Here is a 23,302-nt window from a genome sequence, read left to right as displayed (position 1 = left end):
GAAGACAGCATGCAAGAAAACACACTGGAAATAGACAAGACAGCCGTTGTGACACAGGAATTCCTCGCTTTTACCCTGGGTGATGAAGAATATGGCATCGACATCCTCAAGGTACAAGAACTGCGTGGCTATGAACCGCCAACTCGTATTGCCAATGTACCCAACTTTATCAAGGGCGTAATTAACCTGCGTGGCTTAATCATTCCTATTGTGGATATGCGCCTGAAGTTTGGGTTAGGTGATGCCAGCTATGAAGACACTACGGTGGTGGTGATACTCAACTTCCATGGTCGTATTGTAGGGATGGTGGTTGATAGCGTATCTGACGTTACTACCTTGGCACCGGATCAGATTCGCCCCGCACCGGCCATGACCAGTTCTCTGGATGAAGAGTATCTGATTGGTCTGGGGGCGTTGGATGAACGTATGCTCATCCTCATTGATATCGAAAAACTGATGGCCAGCGATGAAATGGGACTGGTGGATTGATCGTCGCACAAATAAAAATATAAATTTCATTTCTAGGAGTAATAAATGTTTAACGAAATTACAATTAAGGCACGCTTAATTATCGCTTTTTCAGCATTTACATTGCTGCTGATTTTGGTTGGCGGGCTAGGGATGTATAGCGCAAGTAGTGGAGTGGCTGTGTTGCAACATAGCTTGAGCGATAAGGCAAATGAAGCTGATGCCGTGCGTATTAAATACCGTATGGAAGAACAACGTAGTCTATTGTTATTGGCATTGCAACATAATCCTGAGTTGGCTACAAGTAAATTGCATGATCATCCAGTCTCTAAGCATTTAGATGCAATTAGCGTGGCACAAAAACGTTTGACCGAAATCTTAAAAAATTATCAAGCCTCAATTACCGATCCTGAAGAAAAGCGACTCATGGATACTTGGGTAAGTGATACTCATGGTTTTGCTGAGGATGGTGTTAATCAGGTTGTGGCATCTATACAGTCGAACCAATGGGCGGCTGCAGAAACAACGTTGTTAAACGAAGTTAATCCCTTGTATAACAAGGGTCAGGATGATTCTAAGGCAATAACAGATTATTTGCAAAAACGTGCTTTGGATAGCACATCGAAGACAAATAGTGATGTTGCTGAAATGAGTTACATTTTATGGGGCATTATTATTCTTTCAGTAAGTTTGGCAGTGATTATTGGCTGGAAGATAATCCGTAGTATCTCTGTTCCATTGCGTCATGCTATTGAAGTTGCGCAGCGTGTTGCTGCGGGTGATTTGCGTATGGACAGGGATGTCGCAGTGAAGCGTCATGACGAAATAGGTGAATTGCTGGTTGCGCTTAATGATATGAACAGCAATCTTTCTACTATTGTTGGCGAAGTTCGCGTTGGTACTGAATCTATCGCTTCAGCCTCGGCACAAATCGCTGCAGGCAACCTGGACCTGTCGAACCGCACAGAAGCGCAGGCAGGTTCACTGGAAGAAACCGCATCAGCGATGGAAGAACTGACCAGCACGGTTAAACAGAATGCAGACAATGCACGTCAGGCCAATCAACTGGCAGAAACCGCATCCCAAGTGGCCAGTAAGGGTGGTGCAGTGGTATCTGATGTGGTTAATACCATGAGCGAAATCAATGACTCGGCACGCAAGATAGCTGACATTATTGGTGTAATTGATGGCATCGCCTTCCAGACCAACATTCTCGCACTGAATGCTGCAGTTGAAGCAGCGCGTGCAGGTGAACAAGGCCGTGGCTTTGCCGTTGTTGCAACCGAAGTTCGTAGTCTTGCCCAACGCAGTGCTGCAGCGGCAAAAGAAATCAAAGCGCTGATAGATGACTCAGTAGATAAAGTTGAACAAGGTAACAAACAAGCAGCCCAGGCTGGCAGCACCATGAACGAAGTTGTAAACAGCGTTCAGCGCGTTACCGACATCATGAGTGAGATCAGTGCCGCCAGCCGTGAACAGAGCCAGGGCATAGAAGAAGTCAACAATGCGATTACGCAAATGGACGAAACCACCCAGCAAAATGCTGCATTGGTCGAGCAGGCAGCAGCAGCTGCCAAATCTTTGCAGGATCAGGCAGGTAATCTGGAAGGCTTAGTGAATCAGTTTCAGCTTGAAGACAGTGGTCGTCGTTTAAATTCGAAACGTGCACCTATGAAAACTGTACAGAATAGTCATGTTCCAGCACGTCAAACTAAACTTGCTAATAAGCCATCAGCGAGTGTGAGTAAGAAGATAGTTGCTAAATCAACCAGCAATGAAGGCTGGGAAGAGTTTTAAGTTTTATTGGATGACTAGATGACGTGATATTGCATAGTGATTTCTAATCTGTAATGTTTATGGGAGATTAATTATGCGTAAAAGAATTGGTGTGCGAGATCTCATTCTGGGGATGTATGTAGATGAGCTCTGTGGTAGCTGGATGGATCATCCTTTTTGGAAAAAGTCGTTTAAACTTGAAGATCAAAATGATTTGGTTTCATTGAAACAAAGCAATATTCAGGAGGTATGGATAGACACGGCAAAAGGTTTGGATGTGCCATTGCATATTGCAAGTGCGGTTTCTGATTCGGATGTTGCCAAACAGACTGAAGAAGTATTGCTGGCAGCACAAACTAAATCTGAGCAGGTTGTGGTAGCAAAGTTAACGTTAGATCAAGAATTAGATAGAGCCAGAAAAATAAAAGAACAAGGTAAGCAAGCTATTGTTGCAATGTTTGCAGAAGTGCGTATGGGTAAGGCGTTACCCATGGATGAGATGGAAAATTTAGTAGACGAAATAAATCAGTCCGTTGCACGTAACAATACTGCGTTATTAAGTTTAGTCAGGCTCAAAACTAAAGACGATTACACCTATCTTCATTCAGTTGCTGTCTGTGCGCTAATGATAGCGCTCGGTAAAAATCTGGGAATAGAGGGTAATGAATTAAAGTCATTGGGCATGGCTGGCTTGTTGCACGATGTTGGTAAAGTTGCCATACCAGACGTAGTGCTGAATAAGCCAGGTAAATTGTCTGAATCTAAGTTTGAGCTGGTTAAGTCTCATCCATTACGTGGTTGGGAAATCTTGCAGCAATGCCCTGCAGCAGATGAGGTTGCTCGTGATGTATGTCGTCATCATCATGAGCGTGTGGATGGGGCAGGTTATCCAGATAAATTGTCTGGTGATGCCTTATCACTAGCAGCGCGAATGGGCGCTGTGTGCGATGTATATGATGCGATAACTTCGGATCGTTGCTATAAAGCGGGTTGGGCTCCAGCTGATGCAATTCGCAAAATGGCTGAGTGGCAAAAGGGTCATTTTGATGAAACTATATTTCAGGCTTTCGTGCGCACAATTGGTATTTACCCAGTGGGTACTCTGCTGAAGCTTAAGTCAGGTCGTTTAGGTGTGGTAGCAGATCAATCCAAAAAAAGTTTATTAAAACCGATAGTCAAAGTGTTTTTTTCTACGCGTTCAAATGCCGGTATTCCCATGGAGTTGATTGATATGTCCCATACACAGGATAGTATTGAAAATATTGAGGATGTTGCAAAGTGGGGGTTTGATTTGGAAAAAATGACAGGAATTTGTTAGCTGAGTGTGATGATTTTTAGATTGAACTTATGAAGTGTTGATAGTTTTGTTAATTGTGATTGAAGTTTGTTGTGGGGGATTGAGACGTGAATAATATAGGAATTGGGACACGCTTAACACTAGCCTTTGGGTTAGCGTATTTGTTTATGATAGTTATTGCATTACTTGCCTTTTCTGGTTGGGAATATGCAATGACGGCAACTATAGTATTGCTATTAGTAGGTGCTATATTTGGATTCCTTATTGGTATCGTATTTGTGCGCAGTATCACTACGCCTATGCGAGCAGCAATTGCAGTGACTAATCAGATTGCCAAAGGTGATTTATCTGTTGCTATTGATTTTCATGGTAAAGATGGATTAGGTCGCTTATTTGATGCTTTACGGGATATGCGTACCAATTTACAGGCGCTAATAGTTGATGTCCGCAGTGGTGTTGTTTCGATTTCGTCAGCATCTAGTGAAATCGCCGCAGGCAACCTGGACTTATCGAACCGCACAGAAGCGCAGGCAGGCTCACTGGAAGAAACCGCTTCAGCAATGGAAGAACTGACCAGCACTGTTAAGCAGAATGCAGACAATGCACGCCAAGCCAACCAGCTGGCAGAAACCGCATCCCAAGTGGCCAGTAAGGGTGGTGCAGTGGTGTCTGACGTAGTCAACACCATGGGTGAAATTAATCAATCTGCCCGCAAAATCGCCGACATCATTGGTGTCATTGATGGCATCGCCTTCCAGACCAACATCCTCGCCCTCAACGCCGCAGTTGAAGCAGCGCGTGCAGGTGAACAAGGTCGTGGCTTTGCCGTGGTTGCAACTGAAGTTCGTAGTCTTGCCCAACGTAGTGCTGCAGCAGCAAAAGAAATCAAAGCCCTGATTGATGACTCAGTAGATAAAGTTGAACAAGGTAACAAACAAGCCGCCCAGGCAGGTAGTACCATGGACGAAGTCGTCAACAGCGTACAACGCGTTACCGACATCATGAGTGAGATCAGCGCCGCCAGCCGTGAACAAAGTCAGGGCATAGAAGAAGTCAACAATGCGATTACGCAAATGGATGAAACTACCCAGCAGAATGCTGCTCTCGTAGAGCAGGCAGCAGCGGCAGCTAAATCCTTGCAGGATCAGGCAGGGCATTTGGAAGAACTGGTCAACCAGTTCCAATTAACCAGCACCTCATCACATAGTCGCCTGGGTTCATCTCCTAAAAATATCACCCCACGCCCAGGTCAGCTGCATCAGAATCATGGGCATAAACACTTACCTGCAGCATCGACGCCATTCGATATTAATACCGCAATTGCCGCACACGGGGAATGGAAAAACAAACTGCGTACTGCCATACTGCAAAAAACCGAAGTAGATGCTGCCACCTTATCAGCTGACAATTGCTGTGGCTTAGGCAAATGGTTATATGGCGAAGGCAAATCACAATTTGGTCGCTTACCTGAATTTGATAAGGTAGTATCAGCACACGCGCAATTCCACAAAGAAGCCGGAAAAGTCGCTTATATGATTAATGCTGAAGATTATGCAAAAGCAACCAAGGCACTGGATTCTGGTACTGCTTATGCAAAAGCATCCAATAATGTATCAACAGCAATCATGGCACTGCGCCGTTCGGCTGGTATTTAAAGCGAGATTTAACGCAAGGTGAACACAATGAAATCAGTCCAGCAAGAAATAGATGAACGCACGAACCTGACGGGTAGCAACAAATTTGAGTTATTGCTGTTTCAATTAGGCAAAGACGCAATCAGTGGGCGTTCTGAGTTATTTGGCATTAACGTTTTCAAGATACGCGAGATCGTAGCCATGCCTGCGATTACGGCAGTAGCTGGTGCACCGCAGCATATGCTGGGGATAATCAACTTGCGTGGTCAAGTCATAACCGTCTATGACCTGCCCGCCATCGTTAATCGCGTCCCTGAAACCGGCTTGAATATCATGCTTGTCACCGAGTTCGCGCGTACTACACAAGCCTTTGCAGTCGAATCGGTTGAAGACATTGCGCGTCTGGACTGGGGTCAGGTTTTATCTGCTGAAGCCAACTGTGCAGATGGCATGGTCACCAGTATTGCCCGACTGGATGGTGATGTAGATAACTCACGACTGGTACAAGTGCTGGACGTAGAAACCATATTACGCAGACTCACCGGTGATGATGAAGATGCGGTTAATCCTGCGACCATAGGGCCACAAATCCAGCTTAAACCAGGCAAGATACTACTTGCTGCGGATGACTCTGTGGTTGCGCGCTCTATGATAGAGCAGGGCTTGGCTGCGATGGGCATCCCTTTCGTGATGACCAAATCAGGTAAAGAAGCCTGGGATATGCTAGCTGCGATTGCCAAACAGGCGGAAGCTGAAGGGCATACGGTACAGGACAAAGTTGCGCTGGTGCTGACCGACTTGGAAATGCCGGAAATGGATGGTTTCACCCTGACGCGTAACATTAAGCAAGACAAACGTTTCCGTAATATTCCTGTCGTGATTCATTCATCACTAACAGGCACTGCCAACGAAGACCATGTCAAGAATGTTGGGGCAGATGGTTATGTTGCCAAGTTCGTGGCAGAAGAACTCGCTGCAACCATACGCGAAATACTGGCTAAATATAATTAGGACGGGATAGGGGTATATTCCGTTATTGAACGTAATGCTGAGGAGACTATTTTGTTAAACAATCTGACTATTAAAGCTAAGCTTATCAGTGTCGTTACATTTTTGGCAGTGGCCCTTCTGATAGGTGGGTACATGGGGGTGCATTTTTTATCCATGTCAAATGATACAAGTAATGACATATATAAATATGCAACAAGTACAGCCGTGTTAACTTCAGCGCAACTTGATGAAGTGAAGACGGTATATGAGCTTGGGCAGTCACGTTATCATATGGTGATGTGGTTGGTCGGGTTTCTTATGACCGTCAGTATCACTCTTGCAGCGGCCTTGGCATGGTGGTTGATACACGCTATTACACGCCCACTGAGTGCTGCAGTCGCTGCGGCTGAGCGTATCGCTGCAGGTGATCTGAGCCAAGAAATCCCAGTAACTTCTACTGATGAAATCGGTGTGTTAATGCAAACCATGCAGACTATGCAGATTGGTCTTAATGATATTGTGACTCAGGTTCGTCAAGGTACGGAAACAATTTCATCTGCAGCCCAGGAAATCGCTATTGGTAATACTGATTTATCTAATCGTACCGAGTCACAAGCTAACTCTTTGTCTATCACCGCTACTGAAACTGAGCAAATGACTAAAATGGTAGAAGAAACTACCGAACATGCTCATCATGCACAAAAAGTTGCTGCAACTACACGCGAAATGTGTGAATCTGGTGGTGAGACCATGGCAAAGGTTGTCAGTACCATGAGTGAAATCAGCACCAGCTCACGTAAAATCGTAGACATCATTAGTGTTATTGAAGGTATCGCTTTTCAAACCAATATTCTTGCATTGAACGCAGCAGTTGAAGCGGCTCGTGCGGGTGAGCAGGGGCGTGGTTTCGCTGTGGTAGCGGGTGAAGTTCGCAGCCTTGCGCAGCGTAGTGCCGCAGCAGCTAAAGAAATCAAAACATTGATTACTGAATCTGTACATAAAGTTAAAGACGGTACACAGTTAGTTGAAGAAGCCGGTGACAATATGGAAGAGATTTTAACAGTGGTCGGGTTGTTTACAGATTTACTTGATTCCATTTACTCAGCTTCTACACAACAAAACTCAGGTATTAGCACAATTAATCGTTCAATCTCAGAAATGGATGAAACAACGCAACAGAATGCGGCGTTGGTTGAACAAGCCGCCGCCGCAGCACAAAGTCTGCAAGATCAGGCACAGGCACTTGAGCATACTGTGGGTGAATTTAAACTTACTACTTATTCATCGCATGAGCCAGTTCGCAGGACTCAGCATCATTCAACAGAAGAACCTGTTGCGCGTCAGCCACAGCATGAAGAAATTGATAGTGTAGGGGAGGAATGGCAGGAGTTCTAATCTATGTTGTAGTGGGTCGTCGTTCTAATATGCACATACAAAAAATAGTTGATTACAGTGCAAGATTATTAGTCTTATAGAAATATTAGGAATGTCATGGCTAAAGTAAGTACAGACAATAATAAGGAATTCAGTTTTACTGATAAGGACTTTAATCGTGTGCGTGAAATGATCTATCAGCGTGCAGGTATATCCTTATCTGATAACAAACAAGATATGGTCTACAGCCGGTTGGCGCGTCGATTGCGTGTGCTGGCATTTAATAGTTTTTCACGCTATTTAGATACTTTGACGTCGAATGCTCATCATGAAGAGTGGGAGGCATTCATTAACGCGCTGACGACAAATCTCACTTCTTTTTTTCGTGAAGCCCATCATTTCCCCGTATTGGCTGACTTTGTTAAGCATAGGCATGGTGAAATTCAAATTTGGTGTTCAGCCAGTTCGACCGGGGAGGAACCTTACTCTATTGCTATGACTGTATGTGAGGCCTTTAATAGCCTTACCCCTCCAGTGAAAATTATCGCAACTGATATCGATACTAATGTGCTCGAGAATGCAGCAAATGGTATTTATCAGCTTGATAGAGTGGAAAAAATGCCTATCGCAAAAGTTAAGCGTTTTTTCCTTAGAGGAAAGGGGGCAAATGATGGCACAGTTAGGGTAAAGCAAGCATTGCGTGACTTAATAACTTTCCAACCACTTAACTTATTGGCGCCAACTTGGCCTATTTCCGGTCCCTTTGATGTGATATTTTGTCGTAACGTAATGATATATTTTGATAAACCTACTCAAGCCAAAATACTGGATCGTTTTGCGCAAATAATGAAGTCAGACGGGCTATTATTTGCGGGTCATTCAGAAAATTTTTTAAATGTAACTAATCGTTTTAAGTTATTAAGTAAAACAGTGTATGCATTAAATCATTCTACGCATATAAAATAGGCGATGATATGACTTGGGATGCAGGGGAAGAACATTTTGCAAGCAACGTGTATTACGATGCAAGTTTTCATTGTGATGCTGCTAAGTTGTTGCCGGGAGAATATTACTATACCCAGAAGGATATGCTCATTGTGACAGTGTTGGGTTCATGTGTGTCTGCCTGTATACGAGATAAAATTAGGGCTATCGGCGGTATGAATCATTTTATGTTGCCAGATGCGGGTATGCCTATGAATAACTCGGCTTCTCCTTCTATGCGTTATGGTGTACATGCGATGGATATCCTGATTGAGAAGTTATTACAGGCTGGAGCCAAGCGTGAAAATCTAGAAGCAAAGGTATTTGGTGGCGGCAACGTGTTGCAAGGTTTTGGTACTATGAATGTAGGTGAACGTAATGCGGAGTTTGTGTTGAATTATTTGGATGCGGCTAAAATTCCTGTGGCATCACAAGATTTGAACGGCGCGCATCCACGTAAGGTGTATTTTTTCCCGCGTACTGGCAAGGTATTAGTGAGGAAAATAAAAGAATTGAGAAATGCAACGCTGGTAGAACGTGAGTCTGAATATGCAAAGCGTTTGAAACTCAAAGTAGCGGGTTAATTTCTAGATTTGGATGGTATTTATGAAAAAAATAAAAGTCTTGGTAATCGATGATTCTGCACTCATTCGCGGTGTTTTAACTGAAATTATTAATGATCAGATTGATATGGAAGTTGTGGGTGCTGCGCCAGATCCAATAGTTGCGCGTGAGATGATTAAAGCTTTGAATCCAGATGTGTTGACCTTGGATGTTGAAATGCCAAAAATGGATGGCCTTGATTTTCTTGAGAAGCTCATGCGTCTACGTCCCATGCCCGTCGTGATGGTGTCATCATTGACTGAACATGGATCAGAAATAACGATGCGTGCGTTAGAATTGGGTGCGATTGATTTTGTTACCAAGCCTAAAATCTCTATTAAAAATGGCATGATGGATTATGCTGAAACTATCAGCGATAAAATCCGAGCAGCATCACGAGCTCGTATACAACCAAGACCTTCTGCTTCAATCCCAACCTCAGTTGCATTGCCAACCATGGCTAATCCACTATTAAGTAGTGAAAAGTTGATAGTCATAGGCGCGTCTACTGGTGGAACTGAGGCTATAAAAGAGTTTTTGATACAAATGCCTTCTGATTGTCCCGGAATTATGATTACGCAACATATGCCAGAAGGATTTACCAAGTCTTTTGCTAGCAGATTGAATACGTTATGCAAAATATCAGTAAAAGAAGCCGAAGGCGGTGAGCGTGTATTGCCTGGACATGCATATATAGCACCTGGACATTCACATTTGTTGTTGGTGCGTAGTGGTGCAAATTATATGACTCAGCTTGAACAAAGCGCGCCAGTAAATCATCATCGGCCTTCAGTTGATGTATTGTTTGCATCTGCAGCTAAAGCAGCAGGTAAAAATGCGGTTGGGGTGATATTGACAGGTATGGGTAAAGATGGCGCACAGCAAATGTTAACGTTGAAACAGGCGGGTGCCCACACTTTTGCACAGGATGAAGCTAGTTGTGTTGTATTTGGGATGCCTAAGGAAGCAATCGCGATAGGCGCGGTTGATGAAGTGGGGCACATTAAAGATTTGCCAGGCAAGGTATTAGGCTATTTGGCGTCGCAAGGTAGTCGTTCTTTGCGAGTGTGACAATATATTTGGAGATTAAGGAGTGAAGTATGGCAGATAAAAACCTCAAGTTTTTAGTAGTGGATGATTTTTCTACGATGCGTCGCATCGTACGTAATTTATTGAAGGAGTTAGGCTACGCCAACGTTGAAGAAGCTGAAGATGGTGCACAAGGTTTGCAAATGCTTAAAAGCGCGAAATTTGATTTCGTCGTGTCGGACTGGAATATGCCCAACATGGACGGTTTACAAATGCTGCAAGCTATTCGTGCCGACCCTGCTTTATCTAGTCTGCCTGTTTTAATGGTGACGGCTGAAGCCAAAAAAGAAAATATTATTGCCGCAGCTCAAGCGGGTGCGAATGGCTATGTGGTCAAGCCGTTTACTGCAGCTACACTGGATGAAAAATTAGGTAAGATTTTTGAAAAATTAGGTATGTAAGCGGGAGGCATGATGGATAATGCAACGCCAAAAAACATAAAGAATGCTGAAGCGAGCCAGCCTAATCATGATGAATTGTTGTCACAAGTTGGTCAGCTGACGCGAACGTTGCACGATAGTTTGCGTGAATTGGGTTTTGATAAGGTGATACAAGAGGCCGCGCAAGAAATTCCTGATGTGCGTGATCGCTTGTCTTATGTGGCCAAATTGACAGAACAAGCAGCACAGCGAGTACTCAACGCAACTGATAAGGCGCTGCCATTACAGGAAAATATTGCTGGTAATGCTAGCGACATAGCTAATGATTGGCGTAGCTTACTGGATCAGCCATTTAGTGAAGCTATTTGTAGAGAAATGGTTGTTGCAACTGCGCAATCTTTACAAATGATGGCGGCAGATGCGAACACAACAAAAGTACAGTTGATGGAAATTATGATGGCACAGGATTTTCAGGACTTGACTGGCCAGGTTATTCGTAAAATAACGGACTTAGCGCATAATTTGGAAAGCCAATTAGTTCAGTTGCTGGTTGAGCACGCTCCTGCTGAGATTAAGCGCGAGGTGGATGCGAGTTTGCTTAATGGGCCAGTGATTAATCATGGTGAAGATGGTGCAACGATGGCAAGTCAGAGCCAAGTTGATGATTTGTTAGATAGCCTCGGATTCTAAGGACAGCGATGAATGATGTTAGGTTGGTGGTGCGTGAGCCATTATTAGATACTCAACAACAAGTGTTGGGTTATGAGTTTTCGTGGCTGAAAACAGCACTAGTTGAATTTGATGAAATTGAGGATGCGCGTGCATTAGTAAATTTAGTTCTGGAAAATGTTGAAAATGGTGAGGATGCGCCACACAACAAATACAGTCATTTTTTATATGCGCCTGCTGCGCTAATTATGGAAAATGCCTTTTCAGAATTACCCGCTAACTCCACCAACTTAATTGTTAATGTGAGTGAACTGGAAGATGATGCTGTTTACGCTGAGGTTAAAGTGTTACGTAAAGCAGGGTACGGCATACTGTTGCGCGGCGTAGATATGAAGGCGCTAAACCCTAAGCAGTTAATTCTTGCAACGGCTATAGAGGTCTATTTTGATCCTGATAATTTTTCATCACAAGCCCGTATTTATGGGGTGTTGAAGAACTCTCCGATACGGATGATCGCACGTAAAATCAGTAACTGGCAGGAGTATGATGCTTGTGGAGCATTGGGTTTACAGGCATTTGCAGGGGAATTTTACTTATCGCCCAGACAGGTAATTGCCAAAAATACAGGTTTGAATCCATCGCAAGTTATGTTGTTGCAACTGATGGAGCTGGTTCGTAATAATGCGGATATTCCTAAAATTGAGGATGCGTTAAAACACGATCCAGCGATTTCATACAAGCTGTTACATTATATTAACTCTGCAGGATTCGGTCTGGGTTTTGAAATTGAGTCTATGCGCCACGCAATTCAAGTATTGGGTTATAACCCGTTGTATCGCTGGTTATCAGTGTTGTTGGCAAGCGCCAATGCTTCAACGGCATCATTGGTGCTGATGCAAGCAGCCATTACACGTGGGCGTTTAATGGAGTTGCTGGGTAAATCTTATTTATCTAAAACCGAAGCTGAGAATCTGTTTATCACGGGTATGTTCTCGCTACTCGACAGGTTGCTTGGGGTCACCATGGAAGATGCATTGGAGCAAATACAGCTACCTGATGCTGTCACAGATGCCTTAATGACGCGCCAAGGTATTTATGCGCCATTTTTATTGATTGCGGAGGCCTGTGAGCAGTCGCAAGTTGGTGCTGCTATTCCAAGTTGTGATTTGAGTATGAATATGGATGATGTTAATCGTGCACATTTGCGTGCTTTGTTTTGGGCGCAACGATTGGAATCTTAGATTGCCAGAGGTAGGTGAGCTGATTCAAGGTTGACGTTAGTTTTGATTTCTCAGGGTAAGAAAATCCGCTGGACGAAATTAAATGTTTGATTGAAGGCTGCAAGTATTGGTGCGGTGAGGTAGGGCAGGCTGGTAATGATTACTAGAAATCCGACTGATAATGTAATCGGAAATCCTATCCCAAATATGTTTAGCTGTGGTGCAGATCGGGTGAGTATGCCTAGCGCAATATTGGTAATCAATAGTGCGGCTATCATCGGCATAGCTAGCTGTACTCCCGTACTAAAAATAAATCCACCCCAATTTGCTAATTGTAAAAAGCCATGTCCATTGAGCGTCAGGGATATGGGTAAAGTAGTGAAGCTGGTTACCAATGTTTCTACTATCATTAAATGGCCATTTATTGATAGAAAAATCAATGTGGCTAGCATAGTAAATAGCTGGCTGACTGCGCTAGTTTGTCCCTGTGTTTGTGGGTCATAAAAACTGGCAAATCCAAATCCCATAGACTGGGTACCAATGGATCCTGCCATTTCTATCGCAACAAATACCATGCGCATGGCAAACCCCATCGCTAATCCAATGATAAGCTGTTCCGTGAGTATTAAAATGCCTGCTGGTGTGGCTGGATCGAGTATTGGGACATTGGTTAGTGTGGGTGCAATAATAAGTGTCAACATGACTGCAATACCGATCTTGTTGGAGAAAGGAATGCTCATGTGGCCAAAGACTGGTGCAGCACTGATTAACCCCAAGATACGAGTCAACGGCCAAATAAATGCCCCCAGCCAACCATAGAATTGCGCGTCGGTAAAACTAAACATGACAGCTATTATTCACAGTGATTAGCCGACTAAGTTGGGAATGTTGGTGAAAACTTCACGCATATAATCCAGCATAACTGATAACATCCACGGCCCCATTACTATGAGGGCAATAAATATCCCTACCAGTTTAGGGATAAATGACAAGGTGGATTCATTAATTTGTGTGGCAGCTTGAAATATACTTACGATTAGACCAATTACCAGCGCGACTAGCAGTAAAGGCGCAGCTACCATTAATGTGACTTCCATCGCATGACGTCCTAGCGTCATTACACTTTCTGGGGTCATAATTTCTCCTCTGTCGCTGGCTAGTAAAAGCTCTGTGCGAGTGATCCCATTAGTAATTGCCATCCATCAACCAGAACAAATAGCATTAATTTGAATGGGAGTGACACAATAGAGGGTGACACCATCATCATCCCCATAGACATAAGTACACTGGCAACGACCATATCAATAATTAAAAAAGGGATAAATACGGCAAATCCAATCTGAAATGCTGTTTTTAGTTCACTGGTTACAAAAGCAGGAATTAGCACACGTAATGGCACATCATCAGGGCCTTGTAATGCAGGCGTATTTGATATTTTGACGAATAGTGCAAGATCTGCCTGGCGCGTCTGTTTTAGCATGAAGGTCTTGAGTGGTACGACACCAGTGCTCAGTGCTTCATTAAAGCTAATTTTATTTTCTGAGTAAGGTTGATACGCTTGCGCATAAATTTTGTCAAAAACTGGCCCCATGACAAATAGTGTCAGGAATAAAGCTAAGCCTACTAAGACTTGATTAGGCGGAGAAGACTGGGTGCCTAGTGCCTGGCGTAATAATGACAATACTATGATGATGCGGGTAAAACTGGTCATCATCAATAATGCAGCAGGTAAGAACGTCAGTGAAGTCAGAAATAACAGGGTTTGTATACTTAGAGAGTAGTTCTGACCACCGCCAGCATTAGGTGTGCTGGTAAATGCTGGCAAAGCACTTGGCTCTGCGTGAGCTATGACGGGGATAAGCAGTGATAATAGAATAATAAAGAAGCGTGATTTATTCATGGTGCTTATCCATCTTTTGCTTCAACCATGTGGCGAAAGCTGCTGGTGGTGCATTGGTCGGCGTATTAGGTAAAGATTGACGTGGCATGGTGGCTAATGTGTTAACTTGACCAGGGGCGACACCAACCACAATCCACTGGTCGGCTATTTCAAGTAGCATTACCCGTTCACGTCCACCTAAATTGACTCCCCCCAGCATTTTGATAGTAGTGCCGCTGTGGGTGCTGGTTAGCATAAATCGTTTGGCAAACCATGCGGCACCAATTATCAATCCCAGAATGACAATTAAACTTAAGACAACTTGTAATAAGTCCAACGTGGGTGTTGGTGCTGGTATTGCTGGGGTAGTGCTTTTTATTACAGCATGAGCCAAATTGAAACAGGTGCTGAAGGTCAATGCTATGATTATATTTAAGTATTTCATTTGTTTAATTTGCGAATGCGTTCAGCGGGACTGATAATGTCAGTCACACGTATACCGAATTTGTCATTGACCACGACGACTTCGCCTTGAGCAATGAGGAATCCATTAATAAGGATATCCATAGGTTCACCTGCCATACCTGCTAGCTCGACCACTGAACCTTGGGCAAGTTGAAGCAGGTTTTTAATTGCTATTTTCGTACGCCCCAGTTCTACCGTCAGTTGTACTGGAATATCGAGAATGAAATCGATATCGTTGTGCGTTTCAGGTGTGTTGTTACCTGTGAACTCTTTAAATATCGCATTTGCCGCAGGTGCCGCTTCAGCCTGTGTTTGTTCAGCCATTGCAGCACCCCAATCATCAGCTGCACTATCTGCTTCGGCTTGTTCAGCCATCGCAGCACCCCAATCATCAGCTGCGGGTTCGGTTGTTGTGTCTTCAGCCATTTTTATCTCCTTTAGGCGTTTCTTCTGTGCTGTAAGCAATGAGCTTTTCTACACGTAATGCAAATTGACCATTGCGTGTGCCATATTTACATTCCATAACAGGAACGTTATCAACTGTGGCTAATATGGTTTCAGGAATTTTTAATGGAATAATGTCACCGACTTGCATATTTAATACTTTGCCGAGCGTGGTATCTGCAGAACCCATGTTAGCAACTAGTTCGATTTCAGCTGTTTGGATCTGCTGAGTCATCATTTTGGTCCAGCGCTTATCCACATCCATGGTTTCACCTTGGAGTGTGCTGGTTAGCAAGTCACGTATAGGTTCGACCATGGAATAGGGCATGCAAACATGGATGTCTCCATGCATAGGGCCTATTTCGATGGAAAATGTGGTTGTTACTACTACTTCATTCGGCGTAGCAATATTGGCAAACTGCGTATTCATTTCCGAACGTATGTATTCAAATTCTATGTTGTAAATATGAGACCAGGATTTTTCATAGTTTTCAAAAAATATATTCAATACGCGCTGAATAATGCGTTGCTCAGTTTGCGTAAAATCACGACCCTCAACCCGTGTGTGGAAACGACCATCACTGCCGAACAAGTTGTCGATGATCATGAATACTAAAGTAGGCTCAAATACGATGAGCGCAGTGCCGCGTAGCGGTTTGATTTGCACCAGGTTAAGGTTGGTTGGTACCACCAGATTACGGATAAATTCACTGTATTTGCTTACTTTAACCGGTCCAACTGAAATTTCAGCGGTCCGTCGCATGAAACTGAATAAACCTATTCTGAATAAGCGTGCAAAACGCTCATTAATAATTTCCAGAGTGGGCATACGTCCACGTACTATTCGCTCCTGTGTAGCGAGGTTGTATGGACGTACGCCAGCTGTATCTTCCGCTACCTCAACATCATCTTGTTCGCCAGTTACGCCTTTCAGTAGCGCGTCAACTTCGTCTTGAGATAGGAAATTTTCAGCCATGATGAATTATTGAATAACGAATGATGTAAAGAAAACGCCAGAAATTTTATTTGGCTCACCATGTGGATCAAATGGTTTGTTGACTTCAGTAACAATGTTGGCGATTAATTTGTTTTTACCTGCATCAGTGAGAAGATCAGCAGCATTTTGGCTTGCTAATAACAACAATATGCGACTACGAATTTGTGGCATATGTACTTTAATTTCTTCCCCTTCAGCTTCGTCAGCAACTTGCATAGTCATGGCTACTTGCAAGTACTTTTCACTATCTTCCCCTGATAAATTAACGACAAAGTTATCCATTGGCACAAAAACAGGGGGCTTGGCAGGCTCATGTTTTTTTTCTGCATGAGGATCAGCTGGTTTTTGTGTTAAAAAATAGGCGGCAACCCCACCACCGATGGCTAATACTAAAACCGCACCAATAATGATGAATAACATCTTCTTTGATTTAACTGGTGGTGCTTCTGCTTCATCTGCTGCTGGTTTTGCGGGTGCTTTTGACATTTATTACTCCTCGTTGTGTTTAGGTTTACATGGCACCCATATTGTAATGGTAAATTTATGCAAATGTATTAACCAATCCTAGTCCAGTGGTGATATTTGCACTTCTATGTGTGGTGTTGAGTGAAATGTTATCTTCAATGCTATGCAAAGGTTGACTATTGTTCGACGCTGGGCTGTTTTGTTGGCTATTATTTTGTTGAGGTGTGTTTCCAGAACTTACATTAGCTTGACCTAACTGTATGCCTGCATCACTCATCATTTCGCGTAATTTAGGCATAGCGGCTTCTATAGCCAGTCTGACTTCTGGTTGCGCTGCGATGAATGTGGCATTTGCCTGGTCATTGTTTACGCTAAGTACAATTTGAAGTGGGCCTAAATCCGGTGGGTTCAGTGTAAGCGATGCTGTTTGTTGGGCATTGTTTGACATCCATACTATCTTCTGGCTTAGCGATTGATCCCACGCTGGCGTACCTACACGAGCACTGATTTTATCGTTGATGATCATTCCCGGATTGCTTGCTACCAAGTTGGTTGCTGATGTTTGTATCTGTGGAATAGTGGGAAGATCTGCCTGCGTGACAGTCATGCGTTCTTTGGTTGATTCTGCCGATTTTAATAGATCAGAAAAAGTTGCTGGGTCAGTTTTGCCAGTTAGCTTGGCTGATGATTTATCGTCGGCGAGACCTGCCAAAGCTGCTGATTTATCTGTATTGGGCAGGGTCGTTGTGGCAGATAGGTTGCTATTGGTTGGTGCTAACTTATCGGTAAGTGACGTTATTTTTTTGCCAATTCCATTGCTTGTGGAAATGCTGTTGCTATCAGCTGATGGCAGGGTTGGTGTCGCTGATGCACCTGTTGATGGAACTTGTTGTATGCCCATCATGGCCAGCATCTCGCTTGAGAGCTGTGCAGGAGTTTGTGGTTGATTTGCAGAGTCAGTCGCATCAGCAGATTTGGTATTCTGGTCCGCAGATTTTTTGTTTGCATCATTAGATTTAGTTGGCTGGTGCTGCGCAACTTCTTTGGCTAATACGTGGCCAAATGGAACATCGGGTGAGCTGTTGTCTGACACTTTATTATCTGCATTGGCACTTTGTTGTGTGGGTGTTATGGGTTTCACTGTGATGGTCATGATGATGTCCTTCCGTTTTCGGCATTAACTGACTATTAGGTTCGGTTCGCTTGGTGAATTTTGTTAGCAAATGCACGGTTGGCATATTCATCTGTTTCTTTTTGATCCCGTTTTGCTGCTTGTTGTTGTGCCTGTAATTGACTGCGTTGGGCTAGCGCATCATAGGACATGCGTTTACGTTCGGCAGTCTGCCAATTGTGTTTTTCAAAAGTGACTTTGTGGATAGCCGCTTTGATTACCTCATGTTGTCCAGCAATCGCATCTTCTAATTTATTAAGAAAAATACGGTAATTTTGATAGTCGGTGGTACTTAAGCCTGTACTTAGATTGGCTTGGCAGCGATTAGCATAATCATCACGGTATTGGAGTAGTAGTGTCAGTTTTTCTTCTTGTTCTACTTGTGCGCGCATAGCCAATCCGAGTCGTTTGGCATGCTCATCGACTTCGCGTGTGCTTAATTCAATTAATGTCTGTATCGCATTAGGGTTAGACATCTCACTCACCTGTGGCAGTATTTAGTCCATTCTAGCGTATTTCTAAAAATTCAATCACTCGAATAGAGCCGAAAGTTGCCCTAAACTCTCCTGTATGCTTGCACTTTCATTGATATTTTGTTGTAGGAAGTGCTCTATTTTGGCATGTTTAGCAATTGCTTCATCAACTAGCGGGTCGCTACCCTTACTGTATGCACCTACGTTTATTAAATCACGGTTGCGCTCAAAGCTGGCATAAAGCTGTTTTAAGCGGCGGGCAGCCTGTTGGTGCTGTTCGCTGGTAATATTGTGCATAGCACGACTAATGGATTGTTCAACATCAATTGCGGGATAGTGACCACTTTCAGCCAGGCTGCGGTTGAGCACGATATGTCCATCGAGGATCGCACGAGCTGCATCTGCAATTGGATCCTGTTGATCGTCACCCTCGGTGAGTACAGTATAAAAAGCAGTAATGGAGCCACCACCTACTTTGCCATTACCTGCGCGTTCTACCAGAGTGGGAAGTTTGGCGAAAACAGAAGGTGGATAGCCCTTTGTAGCAGGTGGTTCACCTATTGCCAAGGCGATTTCACGCTGTGCCATGGCGTATCGTGTGAGTGAATCCATGATCAGCAGTACATTTAATCCTTGATCACGAAAGTACTCAGCAATAGTGGTCGCATAAGCGGCGCCTTGTAAACGCATGAGTGGTGGTGTGTCAGCGGGAGCTGCGATGACGACAGAGCGCGCTAAACCTACTTCACCAAGAATTTGCTCGATAAATTCTTTTACTTCGCGGCCGCGTTCTCCGATCAGTCCGACTACGATCACATCAGCGCTGGTATAGCGCGCCATCATGCCAAGTAAGACGCTTTTACCTACGCCTGAACCAGCAAACAAACCCATGCGTTGCCCACGTCCTACACTAAGTAAGCTGTTAATGGCACGAACCCCGACGTCGAGTATTTCGGTAATTGGTGCGCGACCTAAAGGATTGGCCGCGCGTACGGTGAGTGGGGCACTATCCATACTGGGTAGCGGACCAAGTTGGTCGAGGGGGCGACCAGCACCATCGAGTACCCGGCCTAATAATGCGGCGCCTACCGGCAAGTGTCTGGTTCTATCAATCGACCTGCGCTTGGGGGAATCTGAGCCTGAAATGGGTGCAAGCTGAGCGGCGCTGACGGCTAAAGGAAATACCGGTGTGCCTGGGATGATACCTTCTACATCACTTTGTGGCATCAGGAATAGTTTATCACCGTCAAATCCAACGACTTCTGCTTCAAGTTGTGCGCCACTGTTGAGCGGTATGATACAGGCGCTGCCAACAGGTAATTTTAACCCTACAGCCTCCATTACCAATCCAGCTACACGAGTGACTCTGCCAGCAATATTTATAGTCTGTGTGGCGGAGACTAGCTGCGAAGATTGGCGTAAATAGGCTTGCCAACGGTGGGTATGCAGATTCGCTGAGTTCATTTTTTTAGCGTGGCAGTCGGATCTGCGTCAACTGTTTCTTCTGGTGGCTTATTAAGCCAGTGACTGTTTACATTCAGATTTTTGGCAATACGTTGCCAGCGCCCTTGCATGGTGGCGTCAATTTGATTGCTTTGTGTATCTATACGACATCCACCAGGTGTAATTTCATCATCTTCAATAATCCTCCAATGATGAGGTTCATTGCTCAGATGAGATTTTACGATCGCGGCGTCACTGGGGTGCAGGAAAATTTTAGAGTGCTGTTGTAAGTTAGGCAGGTCGTGTATAGCTTCACTGATGACGGGAATGACTAAGTCAGGTTGCACGTTTAATGCGGTTCTGATCATGGCTTGCGCTATATCGAGTGCAAGTGCCAGTAAATCTGCAGATATCGCCAGATCGGCAAGGGCGATTTCATCATTAAGATTATTTAACAGAGTGGTTAGCTGAGCTATGGTGTTGTCGACCTGTATTTTACCTTCGGCTAGAGCGGTGGCTAAGCCTTCGCTATGCCCATTTTGAAAACCCTCTGACAATCCTTTGGTATATCCTTCACGCCGTGCCTTTTCAGTTATAGCCGCCAGTTCATCTGCACCTTGAGTGCCACCTTTGGTGTTGGAACTGTTGCCATTCTCATCAAATGCTGCCATCTCCCAGCGTTGATAGGCGGTGAGTTGTTCTTTAGGTGTATTGGACATGATTTACAAGAAAGCCTCGTCACCTTTGCCACCTAGGGCAATCTGACCTTCATCAGCAAGGCGGCGAACGATTACTAAGATGGCTTTTTGTTGTGCTTCAACATCCGATACTCGTACGGGGCCTTTAGATTCCAGATCCTCGCGCATCATTTCGGCCGCGCGTTGAGACATGTTTTTCAGGATTTTATCGCGCAATTCTGGTGGTGCGCCTTTGAGTGCAATGATAAGCGCATCTGACTGCACTTCACGCAATAACAACTGTATGCCGCGATCATCAATTTCCAGCAGATTTTCAAATCCAAACATCTCGTCCATGACTTTCTGTGCCATGTCGCTGTCATAGTTGCGCAATGCCTCCATTGCGGATGTCTCGATTGCGCCACTCAGGAAGTTAAGTATGTCTGCCGCTGTGCGTGTGCCGCCCATAGGCGCTTTTTTGATATTGTTGGAATTGCCTGACAAGAGCTTGGTAAGTACGTCATTCAGTTCGTGTAACGCTGCTGGCTGGACACCATCCAGGGTGGCAATACGTAATAGCACATCATTACGAAGCCGTTCAGTAAAATGGGTGAGAACCTCAGAGGCTTGATCACGTTCAAGATGCACCAAAATAGTCGCAATGATCTGGGGGTGTTCATTTAAAATTAAATCAGCAACAGATTCTGCATCCATCCACTTCAGGCTTTCGATGCCGCTTGAGTCATTGCCGCCCAGGATGCGATTCAGTAAGGACGCTGCTTTGTCAGTTCCCAGAGCTTGTGTCATCACAGCTCGAATATACTCGTCTGAGTCTTCACCTATGCCCGTTGTTTGCGCTGTAATAGCATTGAAATCGCTGAGTACGCCAGCAATATCCTCATGGGCCACAGCTTTCATTTGAGACATGGCTTCACCCAGCTTCTGCACTTCACGCGGACCCAGATGTTTCATTACCTCCGCAGCTTCATCCTGACCTAGCGATAGCATCAAAATCGCTGCTTTATTAATACTGTCATTACTCATTACCATTCACCCATACTTTTACGACGCTAGCGACAACTTTAGGATTCTCTTTTGCCATCTGTTTGGCATTCTCAAGATGGCTCTGGTATGAACTGCCAGGTGGAGGTGTGTGTGCTGCGCTAGATAAATGTACTTCACTACCATCTTCATCATCCTCCATGTCTTCACCCTGTGCATTGGTGTGATGTCTGCGTGCCGGTTCATTGAATTTTTCTATTAAGGGTTTAAGTACTTTTTTATACAAATACAGAATGGCTATGAATGCAAGCAGGTATTTGCCCATTTCTTTGGCCATATTAATGTTGTCAGGTTGTTTCCAGATAGGGGTTTCTGGAATAGCCTCTTCCTTATTAACCAAGAACTGACTGTTCACGATATTTAGCGTGTCGCCACGTGCTTGGCTGTAGCCCATGGCCTCTTTTACCAAGTCGCTAATTTGTGCCTGCTCTGCGGAGGTTAATGGTACGTTTTTAACCTTGCCAGCTTTGTCTGTGGTTTGTTTGTAGTTAACCACGACAGCCACTGAAAGGCGTTTTAATCCGCCCATAGGCTGTTGAACATAACGTATGGTTTTATCAACCTCATAATTAATCGTAGCGTCTTTCTGTGTCGTAGCAGGTGCTGCAGTACTACTGCTGGCAGCAGTGTTTGCAGCGGCTGCAGCAGCAGCGATAGCTGAAGGGGGCGCAGTTATCGGTGCGGTTGCGGGCGCTGGGGGTTGATTAGTTGCTGCGCCTGGGATACCACTTGCATTACCACTGCCATTGCTGGATTCGCTGGTTTGTGTGCTACGCACAGTAGCGCTGTCGGGTGTCTGATTTGGTTTGTAGCTTTCTGCCGCCTGTTCACTGTGTGAGAAATCGACATCAGCAGTTACTTCAGCGTGAACATTTGCAGCGCCGACGATGGGGGCAACTATAGATTCTATACGTTTAGCTACATCGTCTTGTAGTGCTTGTACATATTTGAGTTGATTGGGGTCCATGCCATTGGTAGATAATTTAGTGCTGCTGTCGGATAGCAAATTGCCATTCTGATCAACGATAGTGACATTGGAGGGTGTCAGATCCGGCACACTGCTGGCAACCAGATGCACGATAGCGCTGACTTGGCCAACATCAAGCGCACGCCCTGGCTGCAGATTAAGCAAAATTGATGCAGTTGGTTTTTGTTGATCGCGTACAAAAACTGAAGCTTTAGGTAATGCAAGGTGTACTCGTGCTGATTGAACTGCGTTAACTGCTTCTATGGTTTGTGCCAGTTCACCTTCAATTGCACGTTGGAAATTAACTTGTTCAAGAAACTGTGAGGTGCCTAGTTTTTGATTTTCCATCAACTCAAAACCGACATTGCCACCTTTAGGCAAGCCTTGCGATGCCAGTTTTAAACGTAAATCATGAACTTGATCAGCGGGAACCAGAATTGCTCCACCACCTTCAGCATATTTATATTGCACGTTCATTTGTTCTAGCGCAGCAACGATGGAGCCACCGTCTTTGTCGCTAAAATTGGAAAATAAAACACGATAGTCAGGTTTCTGGCTCCACATCCATACGCCAGCCATGACTGCAATCACGGCAGCGATGCCTACCATCAAAAATAGTTTGCGCCCAATAGATGACGTCGCAAAATTTGCGAATCCTGGTGTAGCGACTATTTCGCCTTCTGCCGCCATGGTGTGCCCCGTTGAGTTGAGATTGGTTAAATTAAACGAATATGTGTGTTTATTATCTACATTCAGTATGAATTTAATCAACCGA

25 protein-coding genes are annotated in these 23,302 nt (G+C 44.4%); 12 read left to right on the top strand and 13 right to left on the bottom strand.

Features of this window, described 5'->3' with window-relative positions:
• Window positions 1–9 precede the first annotated feature (9 nt).
• The 12 genes from SFSGTM_RS10020 to SFSGTM_RS09965 all read left to right on the top strand — a co-directional run bounded on the left by SFSGTM_RS10020 (window position 10) and on the right by SFSGTM_RS09965 (window position 12,505).
• Window positions 10–489, top strand: a complete 480-nt coding sequence (locus SFSGTM_RS10020) for a chemotaxis protein CheW (RefSeq protein WP_162085036.1) — start codon at window positions 10–12, stop codon at window positions 487–489.
• 45 nt (window positions 490–534) lie between these two features.
• A complete protein-coding gene (locus SFSGTM_RS17215; protein ID WP_162085035.1) occupies window positions 535–2,265 on the top strand; it encodes a methyl-accepting chemotaxis protein in 1,731 nt (576 codons plus the stop codon).
• A gap of 73 nt (window positions 2,266–2,338) precedes the next feature.
• On the top strand, window positions 2,339–3,562 hold the full coding sequence (locus SFSGTM_RS10010; RefSeq protein ID WP_162085034.1) for an HD-GYP domain-containing protein: 1,224 nt from the start codon (window positions 2,339–2,341) through the stop codon (window positions 3,560–3,562).
• Between the two features lie 146 nt (window positions 3,563–3,708).
• Window positions 3,709–5,196, top strand: a complete 1,488-nt coding sequence (locus tag SFSGTM_RS17270; RefSeq protein WP_174237442.1) for a methyl-accepting chemotaxis protein — start codon at window positions 3,709–3,711, stop codon at window positions 5,194–5,196.
• A gap of 27 nt (window positions 5,197–5,223) precedes the next feature.
• Complete coding sequence (locus SFSGTM_RS10000; RefSeq protein WP_162085032.1) at window positions 5,224–6,186, top strand: chemotaxis protein; 963 nt, start codon at window positions 5,224–5,226, stop codon at window positions 6,184–6,186.
• Window positions 6,187–6,237: 51 nt separating this feature from the next.
• Window positions 6,238–7,560 (top strand): methyl-accepting chemotaxis protein, encoded by a 1,323-nt coding sequence (locus tag SFSGTM_RS09995; RefSeq protein ID WP_162085031.1) that lies wholly within the window; start codon window positions 6,238–6,240, stop codon window positions 7,558–7,560.
• A 96-nt stretch (window positions 7,561–7,656) separates the two neighbouring features.
• Window positions 7,657–8,505 carry a CheR family methyltransferase gene (locus SFSGTM_RS09990; RefSeq protein ID WP_162085030.1) on the top strand — a complete coding sequence of 283 codons (849 nt, stop codon included), beginning with the start codon at window positions 7,657–7,659 and terminating at the stop codon, window positions 8,503–8,505.
• A gap of 8 nt (window positions 8,506–8,513) precedes the next feature.
• Window positions 8,514–9,107 (top strand): chemoreceptor glutamine deamidase CheD, encoded by a 594-nt coding sequence (gene cheD / locus SFSGTM_RS09985; RefSeq protein WP_162085029.1) that lies wholly within the window; start codon window positions 8,514–8,516, stop codon window positions 9,105–9,107.
• 22 nt (window positions 9,108–9,129) lie between these two features.
• Window positions 9,130–10,197 carry a protein-glutamate methylesterase/protein-glutamine glutaminase gene (locus tag SFSGTM_RS09980; RefSeq protein ID WP_162085028.1) on the top strand — a complete coding sequence of 356 codons (1,068 nt, stop codon included), beginning with the start codon at window positions 9,130–9,132 and terminating at the stop codon, window positions 10,195–10,197.
• A 29-nt stretch (window positions 10,198–10,226) separates the two neighbouring features.
• Window positions 10,227–10,616, top strand: a complete 390-nt coding sequence (gene cheY / locus SFSGTM_RS09975) for a chemotaxis response regulator CheY (protein WP_162085027.1) — start codon at window positions 10,227–10,229, stop codon at window positions 10,614–10,616.
• 9 nt (window positions 10,617–10,625) lie between these two features.
• The gene (cheZ, locus tag SFSGTM_RS09970) at window positions 10,626–11,285 is read left to right on the top strand and encodes a protein phosphatase CheZ (RefSeq protein WP_198420541.1); all 660 of its coding nucleotides are present in this window, start codon (window positions 10,626–10,628) and stop codon (window positions 11,283–11,285) included.
• Window positions 11,286–11,293: 8 nt separating this feature from the next.
• Window positions 11,294–12,505: an EAL and HDOD domain-containing protein gene (locus SFSGTM_RS09965; protein WP_162085026.1), complete on the top strand. Its 1,212-nt coding sequence runs from the start codon at window positions 11,294–11,296 to the stop codon at window positions 12,503–12,505.
• Between the two features lie 50 nt (window positions 12,506–12,555).
• On the opposite strand, the gene fliR is transcribed toward SFSGTM_RS09965, so the two are convergent.
• Genes fliR through fliF form a run of 13 tightly spaced genes read right to left on the bottom strand, consistent with a single transcriptional unit; the run spans window position 12,556 to window position 23,217 of the window.
• The gene (fliR, locus tag SFSGTM_RS09960) at window positions 12,556–13,329 is read right to left on the bottom strand and encodes a flagellar biosynthetic protein FliR (protein WP_162085025.1); all 774 of its coding nucleotides are present in this window, start codon (window positions 13,327–13,329) and stop codon (window positions 12,556–12,558) included.
• A gap of 21 nt (window positions 13,330–13,350) precedes the next feature.
• Window positions 13,351–13,620: a flagellar biosynthesis protein FliQ gene (gene fliQ, locus SFSGTM_RS09955; RefSeq protein WP_162085024.1), complete on the bottom strand. Its 270-nt coding sequence runs from the start codon at window positions 13,618–13,620 to the stop codon at window positions 13,351–13,353.
• A 20-nt stretch (window positions 13,621–13,640) separates the two neighbouring features.
• On the bottom strand, window positions 13,641–14,384 hold the full coding sequence (gene fliP / locus SFSGTM_RS09950) for a flagellar type III secretion system pore protein FliP (RefSeq protein WP_162085023.1): 744 nt from the start codon (window positions 14,382–14,384) through the stop codon (window positions 13,641–13,643).
• A complete protein-coding gene (gene fliO / locus SFSGTM_RS17210) occupies window positions 14,377–14,808 on the bottom strand; it encodes a flagellar biosynthetic protein FliO (RefSeq protein WP_269780049.1) in 432 nt (143 codons plus the stop codon). The genes fliP and fliO overlap by 8 nt, the downstream gene beginning before the upstream one ends.
• Entirely contained in the window at window positions 14,805–15,254 is a 450-nt protein-coding gene (gene fliN / locus SFSGTM_RS09940) for a flagellar motor switch protein FliN (protein ID WP_162085021.1), read from the bottom strand. The genes fliO and fliN overlap by 4 nt, the downstream gene beginning before the upstream one ends.
• Window positions 15,247–16,248 carry a flagellar motor switch protein FliM gene (gene fliM, locus SFSGTM_RS09935; protein ID WP_162085020.1) on the bottom strand — a complete coding sequence of 334 codons (1,002 nt, stop codon included), beginning with the start codon at window positions 16,246–16,248 and terminating at the stop codon, window positions 15,247–15,249. The genes fliN and fliM overlap by 8 nt, the downstream gene beginning before the upstream one ends.
• A 6-nt stretch (window positions 16,249–16,254) precedes the next feature.
• Window positions 16,255–16,755, bottom strand: a complete 501-nt coding sequence (fliL, locus tag SFSGTM_RS09930) for a flagellar basal body-associated protein FliL (protein WP_162085019.1) — start codon at window positions 16,753–16,755, stop codon at window positions 16,255–16,257.
• A gap of 55 nt (window positions 16,756–16,810) precedes the next feature.
• Complete coding sequence (locus tag SFSGTM_RS09925) at window positions 16,811–17,887, bottom strand: flagellar hook-length control protein FliK (RefSeq protein WP_162085018.1); 1,077 nt, start codon at window positions 17,885–17,887, stop codon at window positions 16,811–16,813.
• 35 nt (window positions 17,888–17,922) lie between these two features.
• Window positions 17,923–18,381, bottom strand: coding sequence for a flagellar export protein FliJ (gene fliJ, locus SFSGTM_RS09920; protein ID WP_162085017.1), 459 nt, complete (start codon window positions 18,379–18,381; stop codon window positions 17,923–17,925).
• Window positions 18,382–18,435: 54 nt separating this feature from the next.
• Entirely contained in the window at window positions 18,436–19,842 is a 1,407-nt protein-coding gene (gene fliI, locus SFSGTM_RS09915; RefSeq protein ID WP_162085016.1) for a flagellar protein export ATPase FliI, read from the bottom strand.
• Window positions 19,839–20,540: a flagellar assembly protein FliH gene (locus SFSGTM_RS09910; RefSeq protein ID WP_162085015.1), complete on the bottom strand. Its 702-nt coding sequence runs from the start codon at window positions 20,538–20,540 to the stop codon at window positions 19,839–19,841. The genes fliI and SFSGTM_RS09910 overlap by 4 nt, the downstream gene beginning before the upstream one ends.
• 3 nt (window positions 20,541–20,543) lie before the next feature.
• Window positions 20,544–21,542 (bottom strand): flagellar motor switch protein FliG, encoded by a 999-nt coding sequence (fliG, locus tag SFSGTM_RS09905; RefSeq protein ID WP_162085014.1) that lies wholly within the window; start codon window positions 21,540–21,542, stop codon window positions 20,544–20,546.
• Window positions 21,535–23,217, bottom strand: coding sequence for a flagellar basal-body MS-ring/collar protein FliF (gene fliF, locus SFSGTM_RS09900; RefSeq protein ID WP_162085013.1), 1,683 nt, complete (start codon window positions 23,215–23,217; stop codon window positions 21,535–21,537). Before fliF ends, fliG begins: the two co-directional genes overlap by 8 nt.
• Window positions 23,218–23,302 lie beyond the last annotated feature (85 nt).

Origin of the sequence: Sulfuriferula nivalis (assembly GCF_009937995.1) — a bacterium.
Classification (GTDB): domain Bacteria; phylum Pseudomonadota; class Gammaproteobacteria; order Burkholderiales; family Sulfuriferulaceae; genus Sulfuriferula; species Sulfuriferula nivalis.
This window is presented reverse-complemented; position numbering and strand designations above follow the sequence as displayed.